A 24669-nucleotide genomic window follows, 5' to 3' on the forward strand; every position below is an offset into this window, starting at 1 on the left:
AACAGGCCTCGTACTACCGCCCAGCTGGATCCACGAGGCGGAATTTCGTCCATGCTACCGCTCCCGCTACGCCTTACCCCGCTCACCCAGGGCAAGCTCGCCTGTCATCCGGCCATCCTGCTCGGCGGTCCCGACCAGCCCACCCTGCTGCGTTATCTCGAAGGCTGGCCCAAGCGCTGGCCCCACAGCCGTACCCTGCAGATCCGTTTCGCCGACCGCGCCGAGCAGTTGCGCGGCTTCGGCGACGACAGCTTCGACTTCGCCGTGGTGCAGTCGCCGGGCCAAGCCGGTCTCGCAGCCCTGGTGCGGGAATTGACTCGGGTGGCGCGCCAGGGCGTGATTACCCGACGGCGCTAGCACAGGTATCCGCCAGCCTGAAGCCGCCCTTGCCGCCGAGCTTGGTGGTGTAGAGCGCCTGGTCCGCCCGCGCCAGTAGGGTCGGGCTGTCCTCCATGGCCCGCTGCAGGGCGATGCCGATGCTCACGCTCGTGCCCTGTGACACCAGGCGTCCGAGGATACGCCGGGCCAGGTCCCGAGCCCCGTCTTCGGTGGCGTCCTGCATCACCAGCAGAAACTCGTCGCCGCCCAGGCGTCCGGCGAAATCGCTCTGCCGCACGCTCAGGGTCAACACCTCGCCGCAGGCTTGCAGCAGACGATCGCCGGCAGCATGGCCCTGGGAGTCGTTCACGCCCTTGAAGTCGTCCAGATCGATATAGAAGACCGCTACGCGCCCGGACTCCGAGCGAGGCCGGTACAGGGCGCCTTCGAGCAGCGCGAGAATGCCAGCGCGATTGTAGAGTCCGGTCAGGCTGTCGTGAGTGGCATGCCAACGGCTATCGACTTCGGCCGTCAGGGCGCGCACCAGGGTGCGGTTGAGCCTGTCCAGCAGCATCCAGTTGGCCGTCAGATAGAGCGGTGCCTGCAGCAGGAACAGTCGCAGCATGGGCTCGGGCTGGAACAGGGTGGCCAGTTTCATCGGGATGTCGGTCAGCAGGATCTGCAAGAAGGCATAGCGCGGGATGCCCTGGTTGCGCATGGTGATGGCACCGTTCATGGCCACCGCCGAGGTACAGCCCAGCACCTGCAGCACCACATCGCCGCTGAGGACGCAGGCGGCCGTGCCCAGGCCCAGGGTGGCCGTCCACAGCAGCCCGAGTAGCAGGGAGACTTCGCTGAGCCGCGGCGGCGCGAGCCCTTCCATCAGCTGGATGCAGTGCAGCAGCAACAGGCGGGTGATCCAGATCAGGGTATCGAGAATCATCCAGCCGATGAACAAGGGCGTGGGATGCAGGAGGGCGCAGGTCCAACTGATCAACAGACTGTTCAGGGCCCCGACGAACATAGAGCCCCGCGAGGAAAACGGGCCGGCCAGCAGCTGCCGCAGCAGATTTTCGTCGAGCGGGTCCCGGCTGGTCACGAGCCAGCGCAGTAGGCGTTGATTAGGCAAAGCGTAAAGCGTCGGCGCTCTCATGCAGCGAATCCTTGCTTGAGAAGGTGGCGGTCCTCCGCCAGTTGCGCCCTAGATGTTGCCCTATTTATGTGACTTGAATCACATTTTTTCAGACGGAAGCGCCTGCCGAAGCGATCAGTTATCGAGGTACTCGATCTCGACGATATACCAGCACTGTTCGCCGGCCGGCGTCTGCAGGCGGACTTCCGCGTCCAGTGCCTTGCCCACCAGGGCGCGCGCCAGGGGCGAGTCGATGCTGATGAGATTCTGCCTGAGGTCCAGTTCGTCCGGGCCGACGATGCGGTAGCGCTTTTCGGCGCCCGCTTCGTCTTCCAGGGTGACCCAGGCGCCGAAGTAGACCTTGGTAGGATCGGCGGGCCGCTCGTCGATCACCTTGAGATTTTCCAGGCGTTTGCGCAGGAAGCGTACCCGGCTGTCGATCTCGCGCAGCATCTTCTTGCCGTAGATGTACTCGGCGTTCTCCGAACGATCCCCCAGGGCGGCCGCCTCGCTCACCGCCTGGGTGACCTGGGGCCGGCGCACGTTCCACAGCTCGTGGAGTTCGGCGCGCAGCCGGGCTTCGCCGGCGGCGGTGATCAGCGGCGTGCCGACGGTGCGCGGCGGACGATAACGACTCATGGATCAGCTTTCTCTCAGGATCAGTAACGGACTGGCGGTAATGGCCCGCCGCGTGCCCAGCAGACCGGCCGCGCCGACCAGCAGGGCGCCCAGCACCGGCAAGAGCAGCAGCCAGGGATGGGGTTGCCAGTCCAGGTCGAAGGCCAGCCGGTAGAGCAGGGCGCTGACGATCTCGCAACCGAGCGCCGCGAGCAAGCCGCTGGCGCCGCCGAGCAGGATGAATTCGGTCCGCCGCGCTCGTTGCAGCAACTCCCGCCGGGCGCCTAGCGCACGCAGCAGGGCACCCTGGCGAATGCGCTCGTCGAGGGTCGCCTGCAAGCCGGCCAGCAGCACGGCGATACCGGCGGCCAGCACGAACAGGAGCACGAATTCCACCGCCACGCTGACCTGGCGCAGGATGCTGCGCAGCTGGTCGAGCAAGGCGTCGATGGGCAGCAGGGTCACCGCCGGGAATTGCCGGGCCAGGGCCAGCAATTCGCGGTCGTGGCCGGGCGGCAGGTAGAAGCTGCCCAGGTAGGTGAAAGGCACGTCTTCCAGGGCGCCCGGGGCGAAGATGACAAAGAAGTTGGGCTGGAAGTTGTCCCAGCCGACCTGGCGCAGACTGCTGACTCGCGCCTCGATCTGGCGGTCGCCGATGACGAAGCCCAGGGTGTCGCCCAGCCCAACACCGAGGCTGCGCGCCAGCTCGCTTTCCAGCGAGACGCCGGGCAGATCGCCCGCGGGCAGCGCATCCCACCAGTGACCGGCTTCCAGGCGGTTGCCATCCGGCAACCCAGCCGACCAGGTCAGATTGAGGTCGCGTCGAGTGGCGCGACCGCCGCGGGAGTCGTCCTCCAGGCCTTCCTGGGCCGGATGGCCCTTCACGCTGACCAGGCGGCCCTGGACGATGGGATAGAGCGGGCTGGCGTGGGGTGAAAGGCCGGCCACCGCCGTGGCGAAGGCCTGGCGCTCGTCCGGCAGCACATTGAGGGCGAAGTGATTGGGCGCTTCGGCCGGCAGTTGCGCCTGCCAGCGCTCCAGCAGCTCGCCCCGCAGCAGCACCACCAGGCTCATGGCCAGCAGGATCAGGCCGAAGGCCAGGGTCTGGCCCACCGCCGCCAGTGGATGACGCAGCAACTGGCCCAGACCCAGCCGCCAGGCCAGGGGCGCACCCTGCATGGCCCGACGCAGGCCGCGCAGGGCCAGGTACAGCAGGCTGCCGAACAGCAGGCCGGCGACCAGGCCGCCCACCAGCAGCGCCAGGGTCAGGCGCAGATCCAGCGACAGGCGCCACATGATCAGCCCCAGGGCGAGCAGGGCGCAGCCGTAGACCAGCCAGGTCCGCAGGGGCACGGGTTGCAGATCGCTGCGCAGTACCCGCAGCGGCGGTACCCGGCCCAGGGCGGCCAGGGGCGGTAGGGCGAAGCCGACCAGGGCCACCAGCCCGGTACCCATGCCGGCCAGCGCCGGACCTATCCCGGCCGCTGGCAGGCGCGCTGGCAGGAGTCCGTGCAGCAGTTCGAACAACACCAGCTGTGCCAGCCAGCCGAGCAGGGCGCCGAGCAGACTCGCCGCCAGCCCCAGCAGGCCCAGTTGCAGGCCATAGAGCAGCAGGGCGTCACGGCGGGTCAGGCCCAGGCAACGCAGCAGGGCGCTGGCGTCGAAGCGCCGCGTGGCGAAGCGATTGGCCGACAGCGCCACGGCCACGCCCGCCAGCACCACCGCCACCAGACTGGCCAGGCCGAGATAGCGCTGGGCGCGCTCCAGGGCGTCACCCAGCTGCCGATTGCCGTCGCCCGGTCCCTCGAAGCGCTGGTTGGCGGCCAGAGCCGGCGTGAGCGCCTGGCGATAGGCGGCCAGGGCCTGGGCTTCGCCGCGCCAGAGTTCGCGATAGCGCACCCGGCTGCCGGGCTGGATGACCCCGGTGGCGGCCACGTCGTCGAGATTGATCAGCACCCGCGGCGTCAGGCTGTAGAAGTCACCGGCGCGATCCGGTTCATAGGTGAGCACCCGGGTGATGGTGAGGGTCTTGCGCCCAATGTCCAGGCGATCCCCGACCTTGGCGTCCAAGGCCAGCAGCAGGCGCGGCTCGACCCAGGCCTCCCCGGGCGCCGGGGCGCCACCCGGCTGGTCGGGCGCCTCTAGCGCCACGGCGCTGCGCACCTCGCCGCGAAGCGGAAAGTTGGCCTGGACCGCCTTGACGCTGGCCAGCTGCAGGGCCTCGGCACCCGCCGCCATGGTGCTGAAGTTGAGCGAGCGGCTGTGGTCGAGGCCGAGCCGCAGACCGGCGTCCACCTGCTCCGGTCGCGCCGGTTCGCTGCCCAGCAGCACCAGGTCGGCCGCGAGGAATTCGCTGGCGCGATTTTCCATGCCCGCGCCGAGGCGGGCGGTGAAGTAGCCGATGGCGACGCTGGCGGCGACCGCCACCACCAGCGCCAGGCAGAGCATGCGGATCTCGCCGGCGCGGAGCTCGCGCAGACTCTGGCGCCAGGCCAGTCCGAACAGCCGCTTCAGCGGTAGACCGGTGCGCCTCATGCCGCGACCTGCCGGCCGCCTTCCAGGCGCAGTTGGCGGGCGCAGCGCGCGGCCAGGCGCTCGTCATGGGTCACCAGCACCAGGGTCGTGCCCCGCTCGCGATTGAGCTCGAACAGCAGATCGCTGATGTGGGCGCCGGTGCGGCTGTCGAGATTGCCGGTGGGCTCGTCGGCGAAGAGGATACTGGGGCGCGGGGCGAAGGCGCGGGCCAGGGCCACCCGCTGCTGCTCGCCCCCGGAGAGCTGGCGCGGGTAGTGCCGCAGTCGCTCGCCCAGGCCGACCCGTTCGAGCAGGGCCACCGCCTGCTCGCGGGCCTGGCGCGCACCCTCCAGCTCCAGCGGCAGCATGACGTTTTCCAGCGCGGTGAGGCTGTCCAGCAACTGGAAGGACTGGAAGACGAAGCCCACCCGTTCCGCACGCAGGCGGGCGCGGGCGTCTTCGTCGAGGGTGTCCAGGCGCTGGCCGGCGAGATGCACCTCGCCGCTGCTGGGCAGGTCGAGACCGGCCAGCAGCCCCAGCAGGGTGGACTTGCCGGAACCCGAGCTGCCGACGATGGCCAAACTGTCGCCGGCTTCCAGTTGCAGATCCAGCGCCTGGAGGATTGGCAGCGCGCCTTCCGCGCCCGTGACGACCTTGCTAAGGTCGCGTGCCAGCAAAATGACTTCGCTCATGAGGTATCCGATGCCGTATTCGAGGGGCCCGCACGCGGGCGGCTGTGGCGAGTTAGAGTCAAAAAGCCGGACGAAGTCCAGCGCACCTTTGCGCCAAGGCATTGCCTGGCTGCTGGCCCTGCTCTGTCTGACCCTGACACCGCTGGCCATGGCGCGCACCCTGCTGGTGGTGGGCGACAGCATCAGCGCTGGCTACGGCCTGGCCGAGGGTCAGGGCTGGGTGCGGCTGCTGGAGCGGCGCCTGCAGGAGCAACAGCTCGACTATCAGGTGGTGAATGCCTCCATCAGCGGCGACACCACCACCGGTGGCCTGGCGCGACTGCCCAGACTGCTGGCCGATCACCAGCCCGAGGTGGTGGCCGTCGAGCTGGGCGGCAACGACGGCCTGCGCGGTCAGCCCCTGGCCCAGATCGAGCGCAACCTCACCGCCCTGGTGGCGCAGGCCAAGGCCCAGGGTGCCCGTGTCCTGCTGCTGGGCATGCGCCTGCCACCCAACTACGGGCCGCGCTATACCGACGGCTTCGCCCAGGTCTACACGGACGTGGCCAAGGCCCAGCAGGTGGCCCTGGTGCCCTTCCTGCTCGAAGGGGTAGGGGGCGATCCCGCCTTCATGCAGCCGGACGGCATTCATCCCCAAGCCAATGCCCAGCAACGGCTGCTGGACAACGCCTGGCCGCAGCTGCAGCCGCTGCTGCGCGACTGAACGTCGGACTTTTCCCCGACGGGGCTTTCCGCTAAGGTTGCGCGCCCCGCCGGTCCGGCCAATCGACCGCCCGGCGGAACCGCCCCTGGAGTATCCCGATGTCCCGCCTTTCCCGGTCCATGCACGGCTATCAGCTGATCCAGCCCGATGCCCAGCTCGACCTGTTCGCCTGCCGCGAGGGTCGGGTCCATATCGTCGCCCGGCAGCTGGAGCTGGGCTCGCCTACCGACCGGACCCTGTGCGGCACCCTGCTGCCGGCGCGGCCGCGGCTGCACCCGCTGGATCGCCGCGGACTGGCGCTCAAGACCCTGTGCCCGGCCTGCCTGCAGCGGTTGCAAGGCGCCAAACGGGGGCTGCCCAATCCGTTACAGGCTTTTTGAGGCCCTGCCGGACGCGGATCGAGGCGTGTACAATTCGCGCCGTCACCTTTTTGCTCCTTGCAAGGATTCATCCCATGCCCGCGCGCGTTTCGACCCTGGTCGGTTCCCTCTCGCTGTTTGGTCTGTTGAGCGCGGGTACGGCGCAGGCACTGGAGTTGCCGCTGCCGCCGCCCGGTGAAGACGTGGTCGGCGAGGTTCAGGTCATCAAGGCCGCCTACGAAGACACCTTTGCCGACCTCGGCCAGAAGTACGATCTGGGCTACACCGAGATGGTGGCCGCCAACCCGGGCGTGGATGCCTGGCTGCCGGGCGCCGGTACCGAGATCGTGCTGCCGACGCGCTTCATCCTGCCGCCCGGCCCGCGCGAAGGCATCGTCATCAACATCGCCGAGTACCGTATGTACTACTACCCCAAGGGTGGTCACTCGGTGTTCACCTATCCGCTGGGCATCGGCCGCGAAGGCTGGGGCTCGCCCATCGGCGTGACCAAGGTGGTGGACAAGATCAAGGATCCGGCCTGGTATCCGCCGGAGTCGGTGCGTGCCGAGCACGCCGCCGAAGGCGATCCGCTGCCCAAGGTGGTGCCGCCCGGTCCGGACAATCCCCTGGGTCCCTACAAGATCCGCCTGACCCTGCCTGGCTATCTGATCCATGGCTCGGACAAGAAATTCGGCATCGGCATGCAGGTCAGCCATGGCTGCTTCCGCATGTACAACTTCAATGTGACCGAACTGGTCAGCATGCTGCCCGTGGGTACCCCGGTGCGCATCATCGATGAGCCCTACAAGTTCGGCGTGAGCCAGGGCAAGCTCTATCTGGAAGCTCATCAGCCGGTGACGGTGAAGGGCGATCCGACCGAGATCGACCGTCAGGCCGCGGTGGTCAATGCGTTGATCAAGCGTGACGACCTGCTGCAGGCCAACAGCGCGGTGAATTGGAACACGGTGCGTGACGTGGTCCAGGGCCAGGACGGCCTGCCGGTGGAAATCGCCGACCTGCCTGCCGGCATGGTTACCGGTACGGTGGCCAAGGCGCCCGCCAAGTCGCTGTGAGCTGGACTGGCTGAGCGCGCTCAGCCGGCCAGGCAAACAAAAAGCCCGCCATCTGAGATGGCGGGCTTTTTGTTTGCTCCGGGAAAGGCGACTGTTGCCACTCGCCTTTCCAGCCGAGGCGCTTACTTGCGGCTGGCTTTTTCCAGCATACGCAGGGCGCGCTCGTTGGCTTCGTCAGCGGTCTGCTGAGCTTTCTGAGCGGCGGCCAGAGCCTCGTCAGCGTGACGGTAGGCTTCGTCAGCACGAGCCTGGGCGCGGGCAGCGGCGTCTTCGGTAGCGGTCAGGCGAGCTTCGCTTTCCTTGTTAGCGGTGCTGCAACCAGTGGCCAGAGCAGCGGCCAGAGCCAGGGCGGCGAATTTCAGAGCATTGTTCATCGTAAACCCCTTGAGGTAGACATCCTGTTTTAAGATCAATTTTCCAGGTGGAAAATTGCGGCTACATACTACTCATTACCGGTCGTAAGTAAACTGAGCTAAACCCGTTGAAGAAAGATTTTTTGCGGAAATCCTCCTTCGCTCCCCCGAGTTCGTCCCCGAATGCGTGCAGCCGGTATCAGCAACTGCTTGGATGGCTGAAAGCCACGAACGTTTCAAAACAAAACGTTAGAGGATGACCGGAAGTTGTCAAGTTCAAAGCCGCGCCTGCTCCCGCGTATGCCGCCTGATATAGTGTGATTTCTCGGTGCGACGGCTGGTCAGAACCTGCTTCTTCCGGAGGGGTCTGACGCGCTGTGGCTCAGTCCCGCACAGGAAGGGTGCGTTCTCGTCTTCGGGTACACCGATAACAATGGATAAGGCGGAGCCAAACCGCCAAGGAGTAGTCATGAACGAGTCCCTGCACGTGGAACACGATGAAGCCAATCATCAGTTCCAGCTTTCCGTCGACGGCCAGCGCGCCTATCTCGCCTATATGGATCTGGGCAAGCAGACGATGGATTTCTATCGCACCTTCGTACCCGATACCCTGCGTGGGCGCGGCCTGGCAGCGCGGCTGACCGAGCATGCGCTGAACTACGCCGAGAGTCGCGGCTACAGCGTCATTCCCTCCTGCTCCTATGTGGAGCACTACCTGGAGCGGCGTGGCCAGGTGACGCCGCTGGCCTAAACGGCCGCGCCATGAAAAACGCCGGGCTGAGCCCGGCGTTTTCGTATCCGCTGCTGGATCAGCTGCGCGCGCGGCGCGGCAGCACATCCTTGAGCTTGCGGTGCATGTCGAGAATGCTCTTCTCGGTCATGGCCCAGTCGATGCAGGCGTCGGTCACCGAGACGCCGTACTCCAGCTGCGACAGATCCGCCGGAATCGGCTGGCTGCCGAAGCCCAGGTGACTTTCCACCATCAGGCCGACGATGGAATTGTTGCCCTCGACGATCTGGTTGGCGACGTTGTCCATCACCAGCGGCTGCAGGGCCGCATCCTTGTTGGAGTTGGCGTGGCTGCAGTCGACCATGATGTTCGGCTTGACCTTGGCCTTGACCAGCGCCTGCTCGCACAGGGTGACGCTGACCGAATCGTAGTTGGGCTTGCCGTTGCCGCCGCGCAGCACCACGTGGCCGTAGGGATTGCCCTTGGTCATCACCACCGAAACCTGGCCGCGCTGGTCGATACCCAGGAAGCGGTGCGGGCTGGAAACCGACTGCAGGGCATTGATGGCCACGGTCAGGCTGCCGTCGGTGCCGTTCTTGAAGCCGACCGCGGAGGAAAGGCCCGAGGCCATTTCCCGGTGGGTCTGGGATTCGGTGGTGCGGGCGCCGATCGCCGACCAGCTGATCAGGTCCTGCAGGTACTGGGGGGAGATGGGATCCAGGGCCTCGGTGGCGGTGGGCAGGCCCTTTTCCGCCAGGTCCAGCAGCAGCTGGCGGCCGATGTGCAGGCCGTCCTGGATCTTGAAGGAGTCGTCCAGATAGGGATCGTTGATCAGACCCTTCCAGCCCACCGTGGTCCGGGGTTTCTCGAAGTAGACGCGCATGACCAGATAGAGGCTGTCGCTGACCTGGGCGGCCAGGGTCTTGAGCCGCTCGGCGTATTCGTGGGCGGCCTTGATGTCATGGATCGAGCAGGGGCCGATCACCACGAACAGGCGATGGTCCTTGCCGTCGAGGATGTCGCGAATGACCTGGCGGCCCTGGGCGACGGTGTCGGCGGCGAGATCGCTCAGCGGGATCTCCTGTTTGAGCTGCTCGGGCGTGATGAGCGGCTCGTTGGCTTCGATGTTGAGGTCGTTAAGGCGGGGCTGTGCGGCCATGGTGCTACTCGTCGGTCACGGCGCTGCGACAGGACGGGGCCCGTGCAGGCAAAATACGGTGGAGAGGGTGGGGCACCTTAACGCGTGTCCCGCCCGCTCACAATGGTTACGACGCTATTGGCGCGCCCGAGGGCGGGCTTTGGCGATGATCGCGACGAGGAAGCGATGGAATTGGACGATGGCACGGCGGATGCCGTCCTGCTGGCGGCGTCTGGGCGCTCGCTGCTGATCTTTACCAGCGCTGGCTGCGCCACCTGCCGCCTGGCACGCCAGGTACTGCCTGTGGCGACGTTGCCGGTCGAGCGACTGTACTGGGTGGATGCCGAACGCAGCGGGGGACTGGTGCAGCGCTATGGCGTCTTTCATCTGCCGGCGTTGTTCCTGGTCCGGGATGGCGATTTTCTCGGTCCGGTGCAGGCGCCGCTACGGGAGCCGGCGCTGGTGGCGGCGATCCTGACCGCCGCGGAGCGCGAGCCCGAGGAGCTGCCCTGAAAGGGCTCTGGTGTGCGGTTCGCAGCGTGAACCGCAATCCCCTGCTACGCTGGAAAGGGCTATCCCGCGTCGTACCGGCCTGATCGGCTGATCTGGCCAGGAGGAATCGTGATCCGCTCGCTGCTCTATGCCACGGACCTGGGCCTGTGTTCGTCCTATGTCTTTCAGCACGCCTTGAATCTCGCTCGCATCCATCAGGCCCGGCTGTATGTCGTCCATGTGGTGGAGCCGCTCGGCCTCCTGGCCTCCACCCTGCTGCAGCAGTATCTGGATGGCGAATCTCTGGATCGCCTGCGCAATGGCGGTCTGGACCTCGTCCTGGAGACCATCGAACAGCAGGTGTTCGAGTCCCTGCGCGAGGACCTGCAGGAAACCCCCGCCACCGTGGGCCTGGTGAGGGCCGTACGGGTGGTGCAGGGCGATCCGCCAGTGGTCATCCTCAAGCAGGCTCAGGAGTTCGCCGCGGATTTGCTGGTGATCGGCAGTCGCAGCCAGGGCGATGCCCAGGTCGCGCCGTTGGGTCGTACTGCCAGCCGCCTGCTGCAGACCGCGCGCATCCCTGTGTACCTGGTGCCGCTGCGCCAGGGGTGATCCGCCAGCGTCAGCCCTTGTCCCCCAGCGACTTAATTCGATTTCGGTCTAGAAAAAGCTTGAAGCCTGCTTTACTGTTATATGCTTGCGCATGGGTCAGCGAGGAGCCGGCATGAAGCTGCAACAGTTGCGATATATCTGGGAAGTCGCCCACCACGATCTGAACGTCTCCGCCACGGCCCAGAGCCTCTATACCTCGCAGCCCGGCATCAGCAAGCAGATCCGCCTGCTCGAGGACGAGCTGGGGGTCGAGGTCTTCGCCCGCAGCGGCAAGCACCTTACCCGGGTAACGCCGGCCGGCGAGCGCATCATCCAGACCGCGGGCGAGATCCTGCGCAAGTGCGAGAGCATCAAGCAGATCGCCCAGGAATTCTCCAACGAGCGCAAGGGCACCCTGTCCATCGCCACCACCCACACCCAGGCGCGCTATGCGCTGCCGGACGTGATCAGCGAGTTCATCAAGCAGTATCCGGACGTGGCCCTGCACATGCATCAGGGCTCGCCGACCCAGATCGCCGAGATGGCCGCCGACGGCACCGTCGACTTCGCCATCGCTACCGAAGGCCTGGAGCGCTTCAATGATCTGGTGATGATGCCCTGCTATCGCTGGAACCGTTGCGTCATCGTTCCGCAGAACCATCCGTTGGCCAAGGTCGAGAATCTGACCCTGGAACAACTGGCGGAACAGCCGCTGGTGACCTACGTCTTCGGCTTCACCGGGCGCTCCAAGCTCGACGAGGCCTTTGCCCGTCACGGGCTGGAACCCAACGTGGTGCTGACCGCCGCGGACGCCGACGTGATCAAGACCTATGTGCGCCTGGGCCTGGGCGTGGGCATCGTCGCCGACATGGCGGTGGATCACAAAGCCGATGCCGACCTGGTCTGCCTGGACGCCAGCCACCTCTTCGAAGCCAGCGTGACCAAGATTGGCCTGCGCCGCGGCACCTTCCTGCGCGGCTTCATGTGCGACTTCATCGGCCGCTTCGCGCCACACCTGACCCGCGATGTGTTGACCGAGGCCATGCAGACGCCGACCCGCCAGGAGCTGGAGACGCTGTTCCATGGGGTGACGCTGCCGACGTATTAAGAGGGCTTCTTAGCGGCGTTATCGCGGCCACGGCGGTCCGCCGATGCGGCCGCTGCAGCAAGTCAGACCAATCGCGGCCATGGGCCGCTCCTACAAGCACGGACGCTAATGTAGGAGCGGCCCATGGCCGCGATGCGTTTGCCCACCTACCTCACCCCTCCAACCGCCACTGCTCCAGCAGCAGCTGCGCCGCGGCCGACAACCCCGCGCCCTGGCGCACCAGGATCGAATAGGGTTCGTTGCGGGTGCGCTGGACGACCGGCAGGCGACGCAGCAGGCCGTGTCTTGCGCCGAACTGGGCGATGTCGCTGGGCAGCATGGCCACCTGGTTGGGGTCTTCCTGCAGCAAGCCGAGCAGGGTGAAGGTGGAGGCGGTTTCCACCGGATAGCGAGGAAACTCCAGCTCCGCCGCGCGGAATTCCCGTTCCAGGGTCAGGCGCATCGGCAGATTGGCCGGATAGACGATCCAGCGACTGTCGACCAGGTCGGCCAGGCTCAGCTCTGGCGCCTCGGCCAGGGGATGGCGGGGATGGCAGACGATCTCCAGCCGCTCTTCGCGCACCTCCAGGCAGTCATAGGCATCCGGACGACGGCTGACGCTGCTGCGGCAGATGGCCAGTTCGATGCGGCCGGCGTCGAGCAAATCGAGCAGGCGCACACTGGTGTCCTCGATGATCTCGATGCCGAGCTGGGGTTGCGCCGCGCCCAGGCGGGACACCGCGGCGATCAATCGCGGCACGGCGCCCATGATCACCCCCACTGCCAGACGGCCGCCTTCCCCCTGGAGGATGCCGAGCATCTCTTCGCGCAGATGGGCCAGGTCGCTCTCGATCAGTCGTGCATAGCGGATCACGCAGCGGCCCAGGTCATTGGGCTGTAGGCCCTGGTGGGTGCGCAGGAAGAGGGTGGCGCCCAGGGTGCTTTCGATTTCGTGCAGGGCCTTGGTGGCCCCGGGCTGGGAAATGGCGATGCGTTCGGCGGCCTTGTGCAGCGAGCCTTCTTCGTCGAGGGCGATCAGCAACCGTAGTTGACGCAGGCGTAGGCGAGAGGCGATGGAGCCCAGGGATGGCAGCATGGGAATAACCGTTGGTTATCACGGGATAGGGAGTTCTCATTAGGCAGGCCCTGTAGCGCCGAGTAAAGTCTTCCTCAGGCGATAACCAACAAGGAGAATGCCATGCACCTGATTCAGTTCGAAGACCAACAGGGCCAGCGTCGCGTCGGCGTGGTCGAGCGCGGCGAAGTCCAGCAGGTCCGCGGTGCCACCAGCACCCGGACCCTGGCGCTGCAGGCCATCCGTGCCGGCGTTTCGCTAGAGTCTCAGGTGCAGACCCTGGGCCTGGAGCCCGGACCAGCCTATGCCGAGCTGCTCGACGGCGGCCGTCTGCTGCCGCCGCTGGACCATGAAGATCCGGCGCACTGCCTGGTCACCGGAACCGGCCTGACCCACCTGGGCAGCGCCGCTACCCGCGACAAGATGCACCAGCAGAACAGCCAGGAAGAGGCCAAGCTGACCGACTCCATGCGCATGTTCAAATGGGGCGTGGAGGGCGGTCGGCCTGCAGCGGGTAGCGCCGGTGCCCAGCCGGAATGGTTCTACAAGGGCGACGGCGGCATCCTGGTGCGTCCCGGTGCCGACATCCCGCTGCCGGAATTCGCCGAGGACGCGGGGGAAGAGCCCGAGCTGACCGGTCTCTACGTGATCGGCGACGACGGCAAGCCCTATCGCCTGGGTTATGCGGTGGGCAACGAATTCTCCGACCACGTGATGGAACGCAAGAACTATCTCTATCTGGCCCATTCCAAACTACGCTACTGCAGCTTCGGTCCGGCGCTGCGTACCGGTGAGCTGCCGCGTCATCTGGCGGGCACCAGCCGGATCCGTCGCGGCGAGCGGGTGGTCTGGGAGAAGGAGTTTCTTTCAGGCGAGGACAACATGTGCCACAGCCTGGAGAACCTGGAATGTCACCACTTCAAGTATGCGCAGTTCCTACGGCCGGGCGATGTCCATGTGCATTTCTTCGGCACGGCGACCCTGTCCTTCGCCGATGGCGTCCGCGTCGAGCCGGGCGACAGATTCGAGATCGCGGTGCCGGAATTCGGCGAGCCGCTGAGCAATGGCGTCAAGACCGGCACGGCAGCCTTCCAGCCAGGGCAGGTCCGCCAACTCTGATAGTTGTATGATGACTGCTGACTATGCGAATGCTAGAGTGGGTATCGCACAGGCTGGTCCGGCCGCTCAGACGCTGAGCGTGCCACCCTTTCGAAGACCGCCCCGAGGCGGGTGGTCTTCCCTGAACCCCTAGGTATAAGGAGTCGAGAACAATGCAGATCCAAGGCAAGAACTACATCGGTGGCGCTCGCAGCGGCGAGGGCGAGGTGCGGGTCTATAGCATCGACGCCACGACCGGCGAGAAACTGCCCTACGAATTCTTCCAGGCGTCCGCGGCCGAAGTCGATGCCGCCGCCCGTGCCGCCGAGCAGGCCGCGCCCCTGTACCGCAAGCTGAGCGCCGAGAAGCGCGCGGCCTTCCTTGATGCCATCGCCGACGAACTGGATGCCCTAGGCGATGATTTCGTCCAGCTGGTTTGCCAGGAAACCGCGCTGCCGGCTGGCCGTATTCAGGGCGAGCGTGGCCGTACCAGCGGCCAGATGCGCCTGTTCGCCAAGGTGCTGCGCCGCGGTGACTTCCACGGTGCCCGTATCGACACCGCGCTGCCCGATCGCAAGCCGCTGCCGCGTCCCGACCTGCGTCAGTACCGCATCGGCCTGGGTCCGGTAGCCGTCTTTGGCGCCAGCAACTTCCCGCTGGCCTTTTCCACCGCCGGTGGCGATACCGCCGCGGCCCTGGCCGCCGGTTGCCCGGTGGTGTTCAAGGCCCACAGTGGCCATATGGTCACCGCCGAATACGTGGCCGACGCGGTGATCCGCGCCGCCGAGAAGACCGGCATGCCCAAGGGCGTGTTCAACATGATCTACGGCGGTGGCGTGGGCGAGCAACTGGTCAAGCATCCGGCCATCCAGGCCGTGGGCTTCACTGGCTCCCTGCGTGGTGGTCGTGCCCTGTGCGACATGGCCGCGGCTCGTCCGCAACCCATCCCGGTCTTCGCCGAGATGTCCAGCATCAACCCGGTAGTCGTGCTGCCCGAGGCGCTCAAGGCCCGTGCCGACGCCATCAGCGGTGAACTCGCGGCCTCCGTGGTGCTGGGCTGTGGCCAGTTCTGCACCAATCCTGGCCTGGTCATCGGCGTGCGTTCGCCAGAATTCAGCAGCTTCCTGGAACGCCTGGCCGGTGCCATGAACGAGCAGGCACCCCAGACCATGCTCAATCCGGGCACCCTGAAGAGCTACGAGAAGGGCGTCGCGGCGCTGCTGGCTCATTCGGGTGTACAACACCTGGCCGGTGCCAACCAGGAAGGCAACCAAGCGCGTCCGCAGCTGTTCAAGGCTGACGTGAGTCTGCTGCTGGAAAGCGACGAGCTGCTGCAGGAAGAAGTCTTCGGCCCCACCACCGTGGTGGTCGAGGTGGCTGATGAAGCCCAGCTGCAGCAGGCGCTGCAAGGCCTGCACGGTCAGCTGACCGCCACCCTGCTGGCCGAACCGGCCGATCTGCAGCGCTTCGAGGCCATCATCGGCCTGCTGGAGCAGAAAGCCGGTCGCCTGCTGCTCAACGGCTATCCCACCGGCGTGGAAGTCTGCGATGCCATGGTCCATGGCGGTCCCTATCCGGCGACCTCCGATGCCCGCGGCACTTCGGTCGGCACTCTGGCCATCGATCGCTTCCTGCGCCCGGTGTGCTACCAGAACTACCCGGATGCTTTCCTGCCGGAAGCCCTGCAGAACGCCAACCCGCTGGGTATCCAGCGCCTGGTGAACGGCGAGAACACCAAGGCCGCGATCTGATCGCGCTGTCTTGAGTGAAAGAAGACCCGGTGTCGCGAGACGCCGGGTTTTTTATTGGGTGGTGGAAAAGGCTCGCTGCTTTCCACGCTACCAGGCACCAGGCTACGGGCCGCGTCGGAGCAACCCTCTCTCCCTCTGGGAGAGGGTTGGGGTGAGGGAAGCGCCCGGCACGAGCCCAACAGAAAAGGCCGCTCCTGAGAGCGGCCTTTCTTGCATCAGGAGCAGCCTTACTTGCTGGCGAACTTGAAGATGGTCGTCTGGGTGTAGGTCTGGCCGGGATCCAGGCGGGTGGTGGGGAAGTTGGGCTGGTTGGGGGCATCCGGGTAGTGCTGGGTTTCCAGGGTGAAGGCACCCCAGTGGCCATAGGTCTTGCCGGCCTTGCCCTTGATGTTCCCCTCCAGGAAGTTGCCGGTATAGAACTGCACGCCTGGTTCGGTGGTGTAGAGGGTCAGGGTGCGGCCGGAGCCCGGGTCGGTCACCACGGCAGCGGCTTTCTGCAGATCGCCAGCGGTGTTGAGCACCCAGTTGAAGTCATAGCCACCCTGCTTGGGTTCGGCGTACTTCAGCTGCTGGTTGTCGTCGGCGATGTGCTTGCCGATGGCGGTCGGCTTGCGGAAGTCCATGGGCGTGCCGGCCACCGGTGGCAATTCGCCGGTGGGGATCAGCTTGGCGGTCACTGGCGTGTATTTGTCGGCATTGAGCATCGCCACCTGCGTGAGCACGGTGCCACTGCCAGCGCCCGCCAGGTTGAAGTAGCTGTGGTTGGTCAGGTTGAGTACCGTCGGCTTGTCGGTGGTGGCGCGGTACTTGAGGGTTAGCTGGTTGTGCTCGTCCAGCTGGTAGGTCACCTGGGTGGTCAGGGTGCCGGGAAAGCCCATCTCACCATCGGGGGAGACATAGCTCAGGGTCACGCCGACCCAGCCGTCGCCCTTGGCCGGCTCGGCCTTCCACACCTTGGTGTTGAAGCCTTGGGGGCCGCCGTGCAGGGCGTTGGTCTTGTCGTTCTGGGGGATCTGGTAGCTCTTGCCATCGAGGCTGAAGCGGCCCTCGGCGATGCGGTTGCCGAAGCGGCCGATGGTGGCGCCAAAGAATACGTTGGGGTTGTCGAGATAGCCCTGGACGTCATCGAAGCCCAGGACCACGTCTTCGCCATGGCCCTTGCGGTCGGGCACCTTAAGCGCCTGCAGCACGCCACCGTAGGTGATGACCGTGGCCTGCATGCCGTGGCTGTTGGTCAGGACGAACTTCTCGATGGGAGTGCCATCGGGCAGCTTGCCGAAGCTCGACTGCTGGCTGGTGAGGCCGGCCGCCTGGGCGGTAAGGGTGCTGATCATGAGTGACAGTCCAAGTCCGGTGAGGGCTAACGTGCGTTTCATCTCGACCACCTTTTCGGTTTGTTGTTGTGCAAGAGTGGGGCAGAGGGCCCCGAGTTCCGGAAAGAGAGGCTGCGCCAGCCCCTCACCCCGACCCTCTCCCGGTGGGAGAGGGGGTAGAGCCGGTCAATGGGAGTGGCGTGGCACTTCGGAACCGCGGCAGCCGACCAGGAAGTCGAAGTCGCAGCCTTCGTCGGCCTGCAGCACATGGTTGACGTAGAGGCGCCGGTAGCCGCCGGCCAGCAGCTGATCCGCCGGCGGTTGCCAGTCGGCCAGGCGCGCAGCCAGTTCTTCGTCGGGAATGTCCAGGTGCAGGCGGCCGGAAGCGCAGTCCAGCTCGATCATGTCGCCTTCGCGCACCACCGCCAGCGGACCGCCGGCCGAGGCCTCGGGCGCCACGTGCAGGACCACGGTGCCGTAGGCGGTGCCGCTCATGCGGGCGTCGGAGATGCGCACCATGTCGGTGATGCCCTTGGCCAGGAGCTTGGCTGGCAGCCCCATGTTGCCCACCTCGGCCATGCCCGGATACCCTTTGGGTCCGCAGTTCTTCAGCACCATCACGCAGGTCTCGTCGATATCCAGGTCCGGGTCGACGATGCGCGCCTTGTAGTCTTCCAGGTTCTCGAACACCACGGCGCGACCGCGATGCTGCATGAGCGCCGGGGTCGCGGCCGAGGGCTTGAGCACCGCGCCCTTGGGTGCCAGGTTGCCGCGCAGCACGCAGATGCCGCCGTCGGCGCGTAGCGGGTTGTCCAGGGCGCGGATGACCTCGTCGTTGCCGTAGATGGGCGCCTCGGCGCAGTTGGCCCAGAGGCTCTTGCCGTTGGCGGTCAGGGCCTCGGGGTGGGGCAGCAGCTTGGCTTCGCCCATGCGGCGGATCACTGCCGGCAGGCCGCCGGCATAGTAGAACTCCTCCATCAGGAAGCGGCCGGAGGGCTGCAGATCGACGATGGTGGGGGTGCCGCGGCCGACCCGGGTCCAGTCGTCCAGCTCCAGGTCCACGCCGATGCGGCCGGCGATGGCCTTGAGATGGATCACCGCGTTGGTGGAACCGCCGATGGCGGCGTTGACGCGAATGGCGTTCTCGAAGGCTTCCTTGGTGAGGATCTTCGATAGCCGCAGGTCTTCTTCCACCATCTCGACGATGCGCATGCCGGACAGGTGCGCCAGTACGTAGCGACGCGAATCCACCGCCGGGATGGCGGCGTTGTGCGGCAGCGAGGTGCCCAGGGCTTCGGCCATGCAGGCCATGGTGGAGGCGGTGCCCATGGTGTTGCAGGTGCCGGCCGAGCGTGACATCCCGGCTTCGGCGGAGAGGAATTCGTTGAGGTCGATGGCGCCCGCCTTGTAGGCCTCGTGCATCTGCCAGACGATGGTGCCAGCGCCGATGTCGCGACCGTGGTGCTTGCCGTTGAGCATGGGGCCACCGGTGACGACGATGGCCGGCACGTCACAGCTGGCGGCGCCCATCAGCAGCGCTGGCGTGGTCTTGTCGCAGCCGGTGAGCAGCACCACCGCGTCCACCGGATTGCCGCGGATGGCTTCTTCCACGTCCATGCTGGCCAGGTTGCGGGTCAGCATGGCGGTGGGTCTGAGGTTGGATTCGCCATTGGAGAACACCGGGAATTCCACCGGAAAGCCGCCGGCTTCGTAGATGCCGCGCTTGACGTGTTCGGCGATCTTGCGGAAGTGGGCGTTGCAGGGGGTCAGTTCGGACCAGGTGTTGCAGATGCCGATGACGGGCTTGCCCTGGAATTCATGGTCCGGGATGCCCTGATTCTTCATCCAGCTGCGGTACATGAAGCCGTTCTTGTCGTTGCTGCCGAACCACTGGGCGGAGCGGAGCGGGCGTTTGGGCGTGGTCATTGTCTTGTCCTCGGGCATTTCACGGGCAAAGCGGTCCCCGGCACGGCGCCCGTGGCGCCGCGGGGGAGGGCAGAGTCTGGGTTTAGCGCTGCTTGAAGCGGTCGATCACCACCGCCAGCAGCAGGATGGTTCCGCGGATGACGTACTGGTAGAAGGTGTCGATGTTCTTCAGGTTCATGGCGTTCTCGATGATCGCCAGGATCAGCACGCCGGCGATCACGTGGCGGATCATGCCGATGCCGCCGGCCAGGGAGACCCCGCCCAGCACGCAGGCGGAGATCACCGTGAGTTCGAAGCCCTGGCCGATCATCGGCTGGCCGGAGGTCATGCGCGAGGCCAGGACCACGCCGGCCAGGGCGCCGATCACTCCATGCATGGCGAAGATGATGATCTTGGTGCGGTCGACGTGGACGCCGGCCAGCAGCGCGGCTTCCTCGTTACCACCGATGGCCATGGTGTTGCGACCGAAGGTGGTGTAGTTGAGCAGCCAGCCAAAGAACAGGATGCACAGCAGGGTGATGACGATGGGCACTGGCAAGCCGAACAGCTGGCCGTTGCCGAACACGAAGAACTGCTCCTGGGAGACGCCCACGGCCTTGCCGTCGGAGAAGATGTAGCCCAGGCCGCGCACGATCTGCATGGTCGCCAAGGTCGTGATCAAGGCGTTGATCTTGAGCTTGGCGATCACCAGGCCGTTGATCAGCCCCACCACCAGGCCCATGGCCAGGGCGGCGGCGACGCCGAGGAAGACGCTGTCGAAGTCGCGCATCACCACCGCCGCAACCACGCCGGCACAGGCGATCACCGAGCCTACCGAGAGGTCGAAGTGGCCGGAGGCCAGGCAGAACAGCATGGTGCAGGCAGCGATGCCCACGGTGGAGATCGCCAGGCCCAGGCCACGCATGTTTAGCGGCGAGAGGAAGTTCTGCACGAACAGCGCGCAGAGGGCGAAGATGACCAGCGCGGCCAGCATCATGGCCCAGTCGTCGAGGAAGCGACGCATGTCGAAGCTGCGGCGCGGCGGGGTCAGGCTGTGGGGTTGGGCGGACATGAATAGGACCTCTTTATTGTTATCTCGACCAGCAAGGCGCGCCCTCAGGCGCGGGTACGGGGCAGGGCGAGCTGCAGCAGCCGCTCGTCGTTGAACTCGGCGCGCGCCACCTCGCCGGTGATGGCGCCTTCGCTCATCACCAGGATGCGATCGGCCACGCCCATGACTTCCATCAGGTCGCTGGAGACCACCACCACGGCGATGCCGCGGGCGGCGAGGTCGTGGATGATGGCGTAGATCTCCGACTTGGCACCCACGTCGATGCCGCGGGTGGGTTCGTCGAGCAGCAGCACCTGCATGGGCATCGACAGCCAGCGACCGAGAATGGCCTTCTGCTGGTTGCCGCCGGAGAGATTCTTGATCTTCTGCCCGGCATGGGGCGTCTTCACGTTGAGCGCGCGAATCTGCTTTTCGGCGTTGGCCTTTTCCCAGCGGCCCTGGATCAGGCAGCCGAGGCTGGCGTGATGGGCGCGGGCGCTGATGTTGATGTTCTCGGCCACACTGGCCAGGGGCACGATGCCTTCCTTCTTGCGATCTTCCGGGCACAGCAGGATGCCGGCGGCGATGGCGTCGCGTGGGGACCTGAGGCTGACCGGGGCGCCCTTGAGGCTCAGGCTGCCAGCCTTGTGCTTTTCCAGGCCCGCCAGCAGGCGCAGCAGCTCGGTGCGGCCGGCGCCGACCAGGCCGAACAGGCCGAGGATCTCGCCCTGGCAGACCTCGAAGCCCACCGGCTGCTGCAGGCCCTGGCCGAGCAGGCCCTCGACCCTGAGGCAGCCGCCGCCGATCTCGCGCGGCCGGTAGTCGTAGATGTCGGCGAGATCCCGGCCGACCATCAGGGTGATGAGCTGGTCGGGGGTGATGTCGGCCAAGCGCTCGATGGTGCGCACGTGGCGACCGTCCTTGAACACCGTCACCGCGTCGCAGATGCGGAAGACCTCTTCCATGCGGTGGGAGACATAGAGCACCACCCGGCCTTCGTCGCGCAGCCGGGCGATGATGGTCATCAGCCGATCGGTCTCGCGGGCGGACAGCGAGCTGGTGGGTTCGTCGAAGGCGATGACGCGGGCGCCGCGGGAGAGCGCCTTGGCGATCTCCACCAGCTGACGCTGACCGAGCGACAGGCGCCCGACCTTGGTATTGGGGTCGATCTCTTCGGCCAGGCCCTTGAGCAGGTCCAAGGCCTGGCGGCGCAGGTGGCCACGATTGACGATGCCGTAGCGCGCCGGCAGGTGACCGAGAAAGAGGTTCTCGGCGACGGTCATCTCCGGCACCAGCTGCAGTTCCTGCTGGATCACCGCGACGCCGGCGCGGATGGCTTCGGCGGTGCTCTTGAACACCAGCTCCTGGCCGTCGATGTTGAGGTGACCGGTGGTGGGAGCGTGGTAGCCGCTGAGGATCTTCAGCAGGGTCGACTTGCCGGCGCCGTTCTCGCCCATGAGGGCGTGCACCGAGCCGGGACGCACGCTGAAGGAGATGTCGGCGAGCGCCTTGACGCCGGGAAAGGTCTTGCCGATGCCAACGAAGCCGAGGCTGTCGGCGCTCTGGGCGGTGGTGTGTTCCAAGGCTGCCATGAGGCACTCCTGTCACAACCTTTTTACGATCTGCTGCGCGTCGGCCAAACTGTGTTGAAAAGCCTCTGGAGGGCCAGCCCCGTCGGAATGCTCATTTACTAATCGTAAACTGCGTTTCCTAAAGCCTTTTCGCCTTGTTTGTCGCTAGCTCGCTAAATCGTAATAAAGGCTCCAATATGAAAGGGGGCGGCGCCAGGACCGGCGCCGCCGGGGTCATCACTTCCAGAGGCCGATCTTTTCCAGCTCTTGCTGGAAATTGGCGCGGGTGATGAGGGTGACCTTGTCCATCGCGGTGTACTTGGGCGGCTCCTTACCGGTAGTCACCCACTCGTACATCATGCTGGCGGTCTGGTAGCCCTCTTCGTGGGGGCTGGGCAGCATGGAGCCGAAGAAGCCGCTGTTGGGTTTCTTCAGTTCGCCGATGGCGTCGGTGCCGTTGATGCCGATGCCGATCACCTGCTCGGCCTTGAAGCCGGCGCTTTCGGTGGCACGGACGCCGCCCAGCACGGTGTTGTCGTTCATACCGCCGATGATCAGGTGCTTGGCGCCCGAGGGCAGCTTGACCAGGGCCGAGGTGGTGGAGTCCATGCTGCCAGGCACGTCGAGGGTCTTCTGCGGGGCGAAGATGATGTGGTCGGCGGGCAGGCCGGCCTTCTTCAGGGCTTCCACCGAACCGTCGGTGCGCTTCTTGCCGGTATCCAGCTCGTTGTAGGTGTTGATCACCGCATAGGTGTCATCCCACTTCCAGCCACGCTTCTCGGCTTCGGCGGCCATGGCCGCGCCCTGCTGCTGACCGACCTCGAAGGCGGCCATGCCCAGGTAGGGCACGTCTTCCATGAACTTGCCCTTGGCGTCGACGAAGCGGTCGTCCACCGCCATCACCTTGAGGTCGTTGAGCTTGGCCTTGGCCACGATGGCCGGGCCGAGGGAGACGTCGGGCGGGCAGATCACGAAGCCCTTGGCGCCGTTGGCAGCCAGGCTGTCGATGGCGGCGAGGGTCTTCTCGCCATCCGGCACGGCGATCTTGAGCAGGGTGAAGCCCTTGTCCTTGGCGGCTTTCTCGGCGAAGGCCCACTCGGTCTGGAACCAGGGTTCCTCGGGTTGCTTGACCAGGAAGCCGATCTTGACCGGATCGGCGGCGAAGGCGGAGAGAGACAGGCTGACGGCACCGGCGGCGAGGGCGGCACGCAGCAGAGAACGAACTCCCGGAACACGGAACATAGCTGGAACTCCTTGTTTTTATTGGTGTGGCCAGGCAATGCAAGGCGGCGGGCTGCCGTCGTGGAGGTCAGACGACGCCGCTCTTTATTGATAGTATGATTGGATGAATGCGGGCGCAAGGAAAAGGTGACGGGATTTTTCGTCACCTCTGTCACCAGGCTGTTACATAGGGTCTGGCGCTGAAAGGCGCCGCAGAGGGCGCCAGGGTCGGTAGGATGAATCAGCCGGCGAAACGGTGGCAGGGCATACCGGCTACCGGCGCGGTCGCCGTGAGCAGGGCGCCGTCGAGGGCGCCATCGGCGGCGGCGCTGGTAACGTAGAGGGTGCGCAGATCCGGTCCACCGAAGACGCAACTGGTGGGGCGCTGGACCGGCAGCTCGACGATCTCCAGCAACTCGCCCTCGGGCGAGAAACGCAGCAGGCAGTTGCCGTCCCAGCGCGCGTTCCACACACAGCCTTCGCTGTCGATGGCCGAGCCATCCGGCGAGCCGCGCTCGTGGGGACCGGCCCAAACGGTGGGTTCGCCCAGGTTGCCGCTGGCATCCAGTGGATAGCGATAGAGGGTGTCCTTCAGGGTATCGGCGCTGATGACGTGGTTGTCGGCTGCGCTCCACACCAGGGTGTTGGCGATGCCGAGATCGCTGGCGTGACGACTGACGCTGCCATCAGGGTCGATGCGGAACAGCCCGCCCGAATGGCGATCAATGGCCACATCGCCACCCTGGGCATCGAGATTGTTTTGCATGGTGCCGAGCCAGAGCCGGCCCTGGGCATCGCAGCGCGCTTCATTGCCGCGATTGCCTGGATCGGGATCGGCGACGCAGAACAGCTCCAGGGCGGGACGCTCTGGCGGGGAATCGAGATCCAGGCGGAAGACGCCATCCGGCAAGGTCACCAGGGCGTCGCCACGGATTGTAGGCACGAAGGCGGAGCAGGGCCTATCCAATTGCCATTCCTGGTAGTGCTCGCCGCGCAGGCGGCAGGCCTTGAAGCCGGCGATGTCCACCCAGTAGAGCGCCTGGGTCTCCTGGTCCCAGAAGGGGCCCTCGGCCAGTTTGAAGCGCTGGGGAAGCAGCGGCTGCCAATCCATCGTTCACCTCTCTTGTTGTGGCAGGACGGAAAATCCAAGCATAGGAACCTGGAGAGACGCCGAGGTTGCCGACCGGGACGTCAGTCGGTATAGCGGGCGAGGGTCACCGCTGCGCTGTCGATCAGCATCATGCAGGCCCAGACGGCACGCGCGGCATCGCGGGAGGCGATGCCATCGGCAAGGGTCTTGTGCAGGGGGAGGGTACGCCGCAATTCGTCGGGATCGGCCGACGACAGGGTGAAGGAGGCCGCCAGCAGCGCGCCCAGGGCGGGCACCATCTGCTCGATGAACTGATTGTGACTGGCCGCCAGGACGCATTCGTGGAAGCGCTGGTCGGCGGTGTTGTAGTCGCCGCCGTCGAGGGAAGCTTCCAGATGTTGGTAGGCGACCTGGATCGCCTGGACCTGCTCGGGGGTGGCTCTTTCGCAGGCCCAGCGCACTGCGGCCGGCTCGATGGCGTGGCGCAGGTCCAGCAGGTCCTTGACGAAATGCGCGGGCAGGCCGCCCGTGGCCAGCCAGCCCACCACCTGGGTGTCGAACAGGTTCCAGCGGCTGAGCGGCAGGACCCGGGTACCGACCTTGGGGCCGACTTCCAGCATGCCTTTGGCCGCCAGGGTCTTGATCGCCTCGCGCAGGATGGTACGGCTGACGCCGAGTTCCTGGCAGAGGTCCGCCTCTACCTTGAGCGAGCTACCGGGTGGGAATTGCCCGGCCGCCAGACGCTGGCCGAGCTGTTCGACGGTGGAAGCGTGGTAGCTGCTGGACATGAGGGC

General features: G+C 66.0%; 24 protein-coding genes. 10 read left to right on the plus strand and 14 right to left on the minus strand.

The features are described from left to right. Positions 1-51: 51 nt before the first annotated feature. A complete protein-coding gene (locus BMZ43_RS14645; protein ID WP_064307449.1) occupies positions 52-357 on the plus strand; it encodes a hypothetical protein in 306 nt (101 codons plus the stop codon). Here BMZ43_RS14645 and BMZ43_RS14650 read toward each other — a convergent pair. The 4 genes from BMZ43_RS14650 to BMZ43_RS14665 all read right to left on the minus strand — a co-directional run bounded on the left by BMZ43_RS14650 (position 341) and on the right by BMZ43_RS14665 (position 5274). Next, positions 341-1417 (minus strand): GGDEF domain-containing protein, encoded by a 1077-nt coding sequence (locus BMZ43_RS14650; RefSeq protein ID WP_177344815.1) that lies wholly within the window; start codon positions 1415-1417, stop codon positions 341-343. The two genes, BMZ43_RS14645 and BMZ43_RS14650, sit on opposite strands and share 17 nt — an antisense overlap. Positions 1418-1585: 168 nt before the next feature. Continuing rightward, on the minus strand, positions 1586-2089 hold the full coding sequence (greB, locus tag BMZ43_RS14655; RefSeq protein WP_068383832.1) for a transcription elongation factor GreB: 504 nt from the start codon (positions 2087-2089) through the stop codon (positions 1586-1588). Positions 2090-2092: 3 nt separating this feature from the next. After that, a complete protein-coding gene (locus tag BMZ43_RS14660; protein ID WP_068383834.1) occupies positions 2093-4603 on the minus strand; it encodes an ABC transporter permease in 2511 nt (836 codons plus the stop codon). Continuing rightward, a complete protein-coding gene (locus tag BMZ43_RS14665; RefSeq protein WP_017641913.1) occupies positions 4600-5274 on the minus strand; it encodes an ABC transporter ATP-binding protein in 675 nt (224 codons plus the stop codon). Before BMZ43_RS14665 ends, BMZ43_RS14660 begins: the two co-directional genes overlap by 4 nt. Positions 5275-5422: 148 nt before the next feature. On the opposite strand from BMZ43_RS14665, the gene BMZ43_RS14670 reads away from it, so the two are divergent. From BMZ43_RS14670 to BMZ43_RS14680, 3 genes are all read left to right on the plus strand, one after another. After that, positions 5423-5977 carry an arylesterase gene (locus BMZ43_RS14670; protein ID WP_256562955.1) on the plus strand — a complete coding sequence of 185 codons (555 nt, stop codon included), beginning with the start codon at positions 5423-5425 and terminating at the stop codon, positions 5975-5977. Positions 5978-6075: 98 nt separating this feature from the next. After that, positions 6076-6357 (plus strand): hypothetical protein, encoded by a 282-nt coding sequence (locus BMZ43_RS14675; protein WP_017641915.1) that lies wholly within the window; start codon positions 6076-6078, stop codon positions 6355-6357. Positions 6358-6431: 74 nt separating this feature from the next. Next, complete coding sequence (locus BMZ43_RS14680) at positions 6432-7409, plus strand: L,D-transpeptidase family protein (RefSeq protein WP_017641916.1); 978 nt, start codon at positions 6432-6434, stop codon at positions 7407-7409. A gap of 122 nt (positions 7410-7531) precedes the next feature. Here BMZ43_RS14680 and BMZ43_RS14685 read toward each other — a convergent pair whose 3' ends face one another. After that, on the minus strand, positions 7532-7783 hold the full coding sequence (locus tag BMZ43_RS14685; RefSeq protein ID WP_007160560.1) for an Lpp/OprI family alanine-zipper lipoprotein: 252 nt from the start codon (positions 7781-7783) through the stop codon (positions 7532-7534). Positions 7784-8231: 448 nt separating this feature from the next. Here BMZ43_RS14685 and BMZ43_RS14690 point away from each other — a divergent pair, with 448 nt between their 5' ends. Then, positions 8232-8513, plus strand: coding sequence for a GNAT family N-acetyltransferase (locus BMZ43_RS14690; RefSeq protein WP_064307454.1), 282 nt, complete (start codon positions 8232-8234; stop codon positions 8511-8513). A gap of 58 nt (positions 8514-8571) precedes the next feature. Here BMZ43_RS14690 and BMZ43_RS14695 read toward each other — a convergent pair whose 3' ends face one another. Continuing rightward, positions 8572-9651, minus strand: coding sequence for a 3-deoxy-7-phosphoheptulonate synthase (locus BMZ43_RS14695; RefSeq protein WP_017641918.1), 1080 nt, complete (start codon positions 9649-9651; stop codon positions 8572-8574). A gap of 165 nt (positions 9652-9816) precedes the next feature. Between BMZ43_RS14695 and BMZ43_RS14700 the strand changes: the two genes are divergently transcribed. From BMZ43_RS14700 to cysB, 3 genes are all read left to right on the plus strand, one after another. Then, entirely contained in the window at positions 9817-10143 is a 327-nt protein-coding gene (locus tag BMZ43_RS14700; protein WP_068383835.1) for a thioredoxin family protein, read from the plus strand. Positions 10144-10251: 108 nt separating this feature from the next. Next, on the plus strand, positions 10252-10734 hold the full coding sequence (locus BMZ43_RS14705) for a universal stress protein (protein ID WP_017641920.1): 483 nt from the start codon (positions 10252-10254) through the stop codon (positions 10732-10734). Positions 10735-10846: 112 nt separating this feature from the next. Next, a complete protein-coding gene (gene cysB / locus BMZ43_RS14710; RefSeq protein WP_017641921.1) occupies positions 10847-11821 on the plus strand; it encodes an HTH-type transcriptional regulator CysB in 975 nt (324 codons plus the stop codon). A gap of 151 nt (positions 11822-11972) precedes the next feature. Here cysB and BMZ43_RS14715 read toward each other — a convergent pair whose 3' ends face one another. Then, positions 11973-12896, minus strand: coding sequence for a LysR family transcriptional regulator (locus tag BMZ43_RS14715; protein WP_068383839.1), 924 nt, complete (start codon positions 12894-12896; stop codon positions 11973-11975). Positions 12897-12998: 102 nt separating this feature from the next. On the opposite strand from BMZ43_RS14715, the gene araD1 reads away from it, so the two are divergent. Beyond that, on the plus strand, positions 12999-13994 hold the full coding sequence (gene araD1, locus BMZ43_RS14720) for an AraD1 family protein (RefSeq protein ID WP_093254595.1): 996 nt from the start codon (positions 12999-13001) through the stop codon (positions 13992-13994). Positions 13995-14146: 152 nt separating this feature from the next. Then, positions 14147-15724, plus strand: coding sequence for an aldehyde dehydrogenase (NADP(+)) (locus tag BMZ43_RS14725; RefSeq protein WP_017641924.1), 1578 nt, complete (start codon positions 14147-14149; stop codon positions 15722-15724). Positions 15725-15951: 227 nt separating this feature from the next. Here the strand turns inward: BMZ43_RS14725 and BMZ43_RS14730 are convergent, their stop codons facing one another. From BMZ43_RS14730 to BMZ43_RS14760, 7 genes are all read right to left on the minus strand, one after another. Further along, positions 15952-17100, minus strand: coding sequence for an aldose epimerase family protein (locus BMZ43_RS14730; protein ID WP_093254599.1), 1149 nt, complete (start codon positions 17098-17100; stop codon positions 15952-15954). 123 nt (positions 17101-17223) lie between these two features. Then, positions 17224-18963, minus strand: coding sequence for an IlvD/Edd family dehydratase (locus tag BMZ43_RS14735; protein ID WP_064307460.1), 1740 nt, complete (start codon positions 18961-18963; stop codon positions 17224-17226). A gap of 82 nt (positions 18964-19045) precedes the next feature. Then, positions 19046-20014 carry an L-arabinose ABC transporter permease AraH gene (gene araH / locus BMZ43_RS14740; RefSeq protein ID WP_093254607.1) on the minus strand — a complete coding sequence of 323 codons (969 nt, stop codon included), beginning with the start codon at positions 20012-20014 and terminating at the stop codon, positions 19046-19048. Between the two features lie 44 nt (positions 20015-20058). Next, on the minus strand, positions 20059-21585 hold the full coding sequence (gene araG / locus BMZ43_RS14745) for an L-arabinose ABC transporter ATP-binding protein AraG (RefSeq protein WP_093254612.1): 1527 nt from the start codon (positions 21583-21585) through the stop codon (positions 20059-20061). Positions 21586-21801: 216 nt separating this feature from the next. Beyond that, positions 21802-22806, minus strand: coding sequence for a substrate-binding domain-containing protein (locus BMZ43_RS14750; RefSeq protein ID WP_007160547.1), 1005 nt, complete (start codon positions 22804-22806; stop codon positions 21802-21804). A 220-nt stretch (positions 22807-23026) separates the two neighbouring features. Further along, positions 23027-23896 (minus strand): SMP-30/gluconolactonase/LRE family protein, encoded by an 870-nt coding sequence (locus BMZ43_RS14755; RefSeq protein ID WP_017641928.1) that lies wholly within the window; start codon positions 23894-23896, stop codon positions 23027-23029. 80 nt (positions 23897-23976) lie between these two features. After that, positions 23977-24663, minus strand: a complete 687-nt coding sequence (locus BMZ43_RS14760) for a FadR/GntR family transcriptional regulator (RefSeq protein ID WP_017641929.1) — start codon at positions 24661-24663, stop codon at positions 23977-23979. Positions 24664-24669 lie beyond the last annotated feature (6 nt).

This window comes from Pseudomonas sp. Snoq117.2 (assembly GCF_900110545.1).
Lineage (GTDB): Bacteria > Pseudomonadota > Gammaproteobacteria > Pseudomonadales > Pseudomonadaceae > Chryseomonas > Chryseomonas benzopyrenica.

Coding starts and splice junctions, on each gene's coding strand:
- BMZ43_RS14685 (WP_007160560.1), bottom strand. CDS start 7,783: ATGAACAATGCTCTGAAATTCGCCGCCCTGGCTCTGGCCGCTGCTCTG.
- BMZ43_RS14750 (WP_007160547.1), bottom strand. CDS start 22,806: ATGTTCCGTGTTCCGGGAGTTCGTTCTCTGCTGCGTGCCGCCCTCGCC.
- BMZ43_RS14760 (WP_017641929.1), bottom strand. CDS start 24,663: ATGTCCAGCAGCTACCACGCTTCCACCGTCGAACAGCTCGGCCAGCGT.
- BMZ43_RS14670 (WP_256562955.1), top strand. CDS start 5,423: ATGGCGCGCACCCTGCTGGTGGTGGGCGACAGCATCAGCGCTGGCTAC.
- cysB (WP_017641921.1), top strand. CDS start 10,847: ATGAAGCTGCAACAGTTGCGATATATCTGGGAAGTCGCCCACCACGAT.
- BMZ43_RS14665 (WP_017641913.1), bottom strand. CDS start 5,274: ATGAGCGAAGTCATTTTGCTGGCACGCGACCTTAGCAAGGTCGTCACG.
- BMZ43_RS14690 (WP_064307454.1), top strand. CDS start 8,232: ATGAACGAGTCCCTGCACGTGGAACACGATGAAGCCAATCATCAGTTC.
- greB (WP_068383832.1), bottom strand. CDS start 2,089: ATGAGTCGTTATCGTCCGCCGCGCACCGTCGGCACGCCGCTGATCACC.
- araH (WP_093254607.1), bottom strand. CDS start 20,014: ATGTCCGCCCAACCCCACAGCCTGACCCCGCCGCGCCGCAGCTTCGAC.
- BMZ43_RS14730 (WP_093254599.1), bottom strand. CDS start 17,100: ATGAAACGCACGTTAGCCCTCACCGGACTTGGACTGTCACTCATGATC.
- araD1 (WP_093254595.1), top strand. CDS start 12,999: ATGCACCTGATTCAGTTCGAAGACCAACAGGGCCAGCGTCGCGTCGGC.
- BMZ43_RS14695 (WP_017641918.1), bottom strand. CDS start 9,651: ATGGCCGCACAGCCCCGCCTTAACGACCTCAACATCGAAGCCAACGAG.
- BMZ43_RS14645 (WP_064307449.1), top strand. CDS start 52: ATGCTACCGCTCCCGCTACGCCTTACCCCGCTCACCCAGGGCAAGCTC.
- BMZ43_RS14680 (WP_017641916.1), top strand. CDS start 6,432: ATGCCCGCGCGCGTTTCGACCCTGGTCGGTTCCCTCTCGCTGTTTGGT.
- araG (WP_093254612.1), bottom strand. CDS start 21,585: ATGGCAGCCTTGGAACACACCACCGCCCAGAGCGCCGACAGCCTCGGC.
- BMZ43_RS14735 (WP_064307460.1), bottom strand. CDS start 18,963: ATGACCACGCCCAAACGCCCGCTCCGCTCCGCCCAGTGGTTCGGCAGC.
- BMZ43_RS14755 (WP_017641928.1), bottom strand. CDS start 23,896: ATGGATTGGCAGCCGCTGCTTCCCCAGCGCTTCAAACTGGCCGAGGGC.
- BMZ43_RS14675 (WP_017641915.1), top strand. CDS start 6,076: ATGTCCCGCCTTTCCCGGTCCATGCACGGCTATCAGCTGATCCAGCCC.
- BMZ43_RS14725 (WP_017641924.1), top strand. CDS start 14,147: ATGCAGATCCAAGGCAAGAACTACATCGGTGGCGCTCGCAGCGGCGAG.
- BMZ43_RS14700 (WP_068383835.1), top strand. CDS start 9,817: ATGGAATTGGACGATGGCACGGCGGATGCCGTCCTGCTGGCGGCGTCT.
- BMZ43_RS14715 (WP_068383839.1), bottom strand. CDS start 12,896: ATGCTGCCATCCCTGGGCTCCATCGCCTCTCGCCTACGCCTGCGTCAA.
- BMZ43_RS14660 (WP_068383834.1), bottom strand. CDS start 4,603: ATGAGGCGCACCGGTCTACCGCTGAAGCGGCTGTTCGGACTGGCCTGG.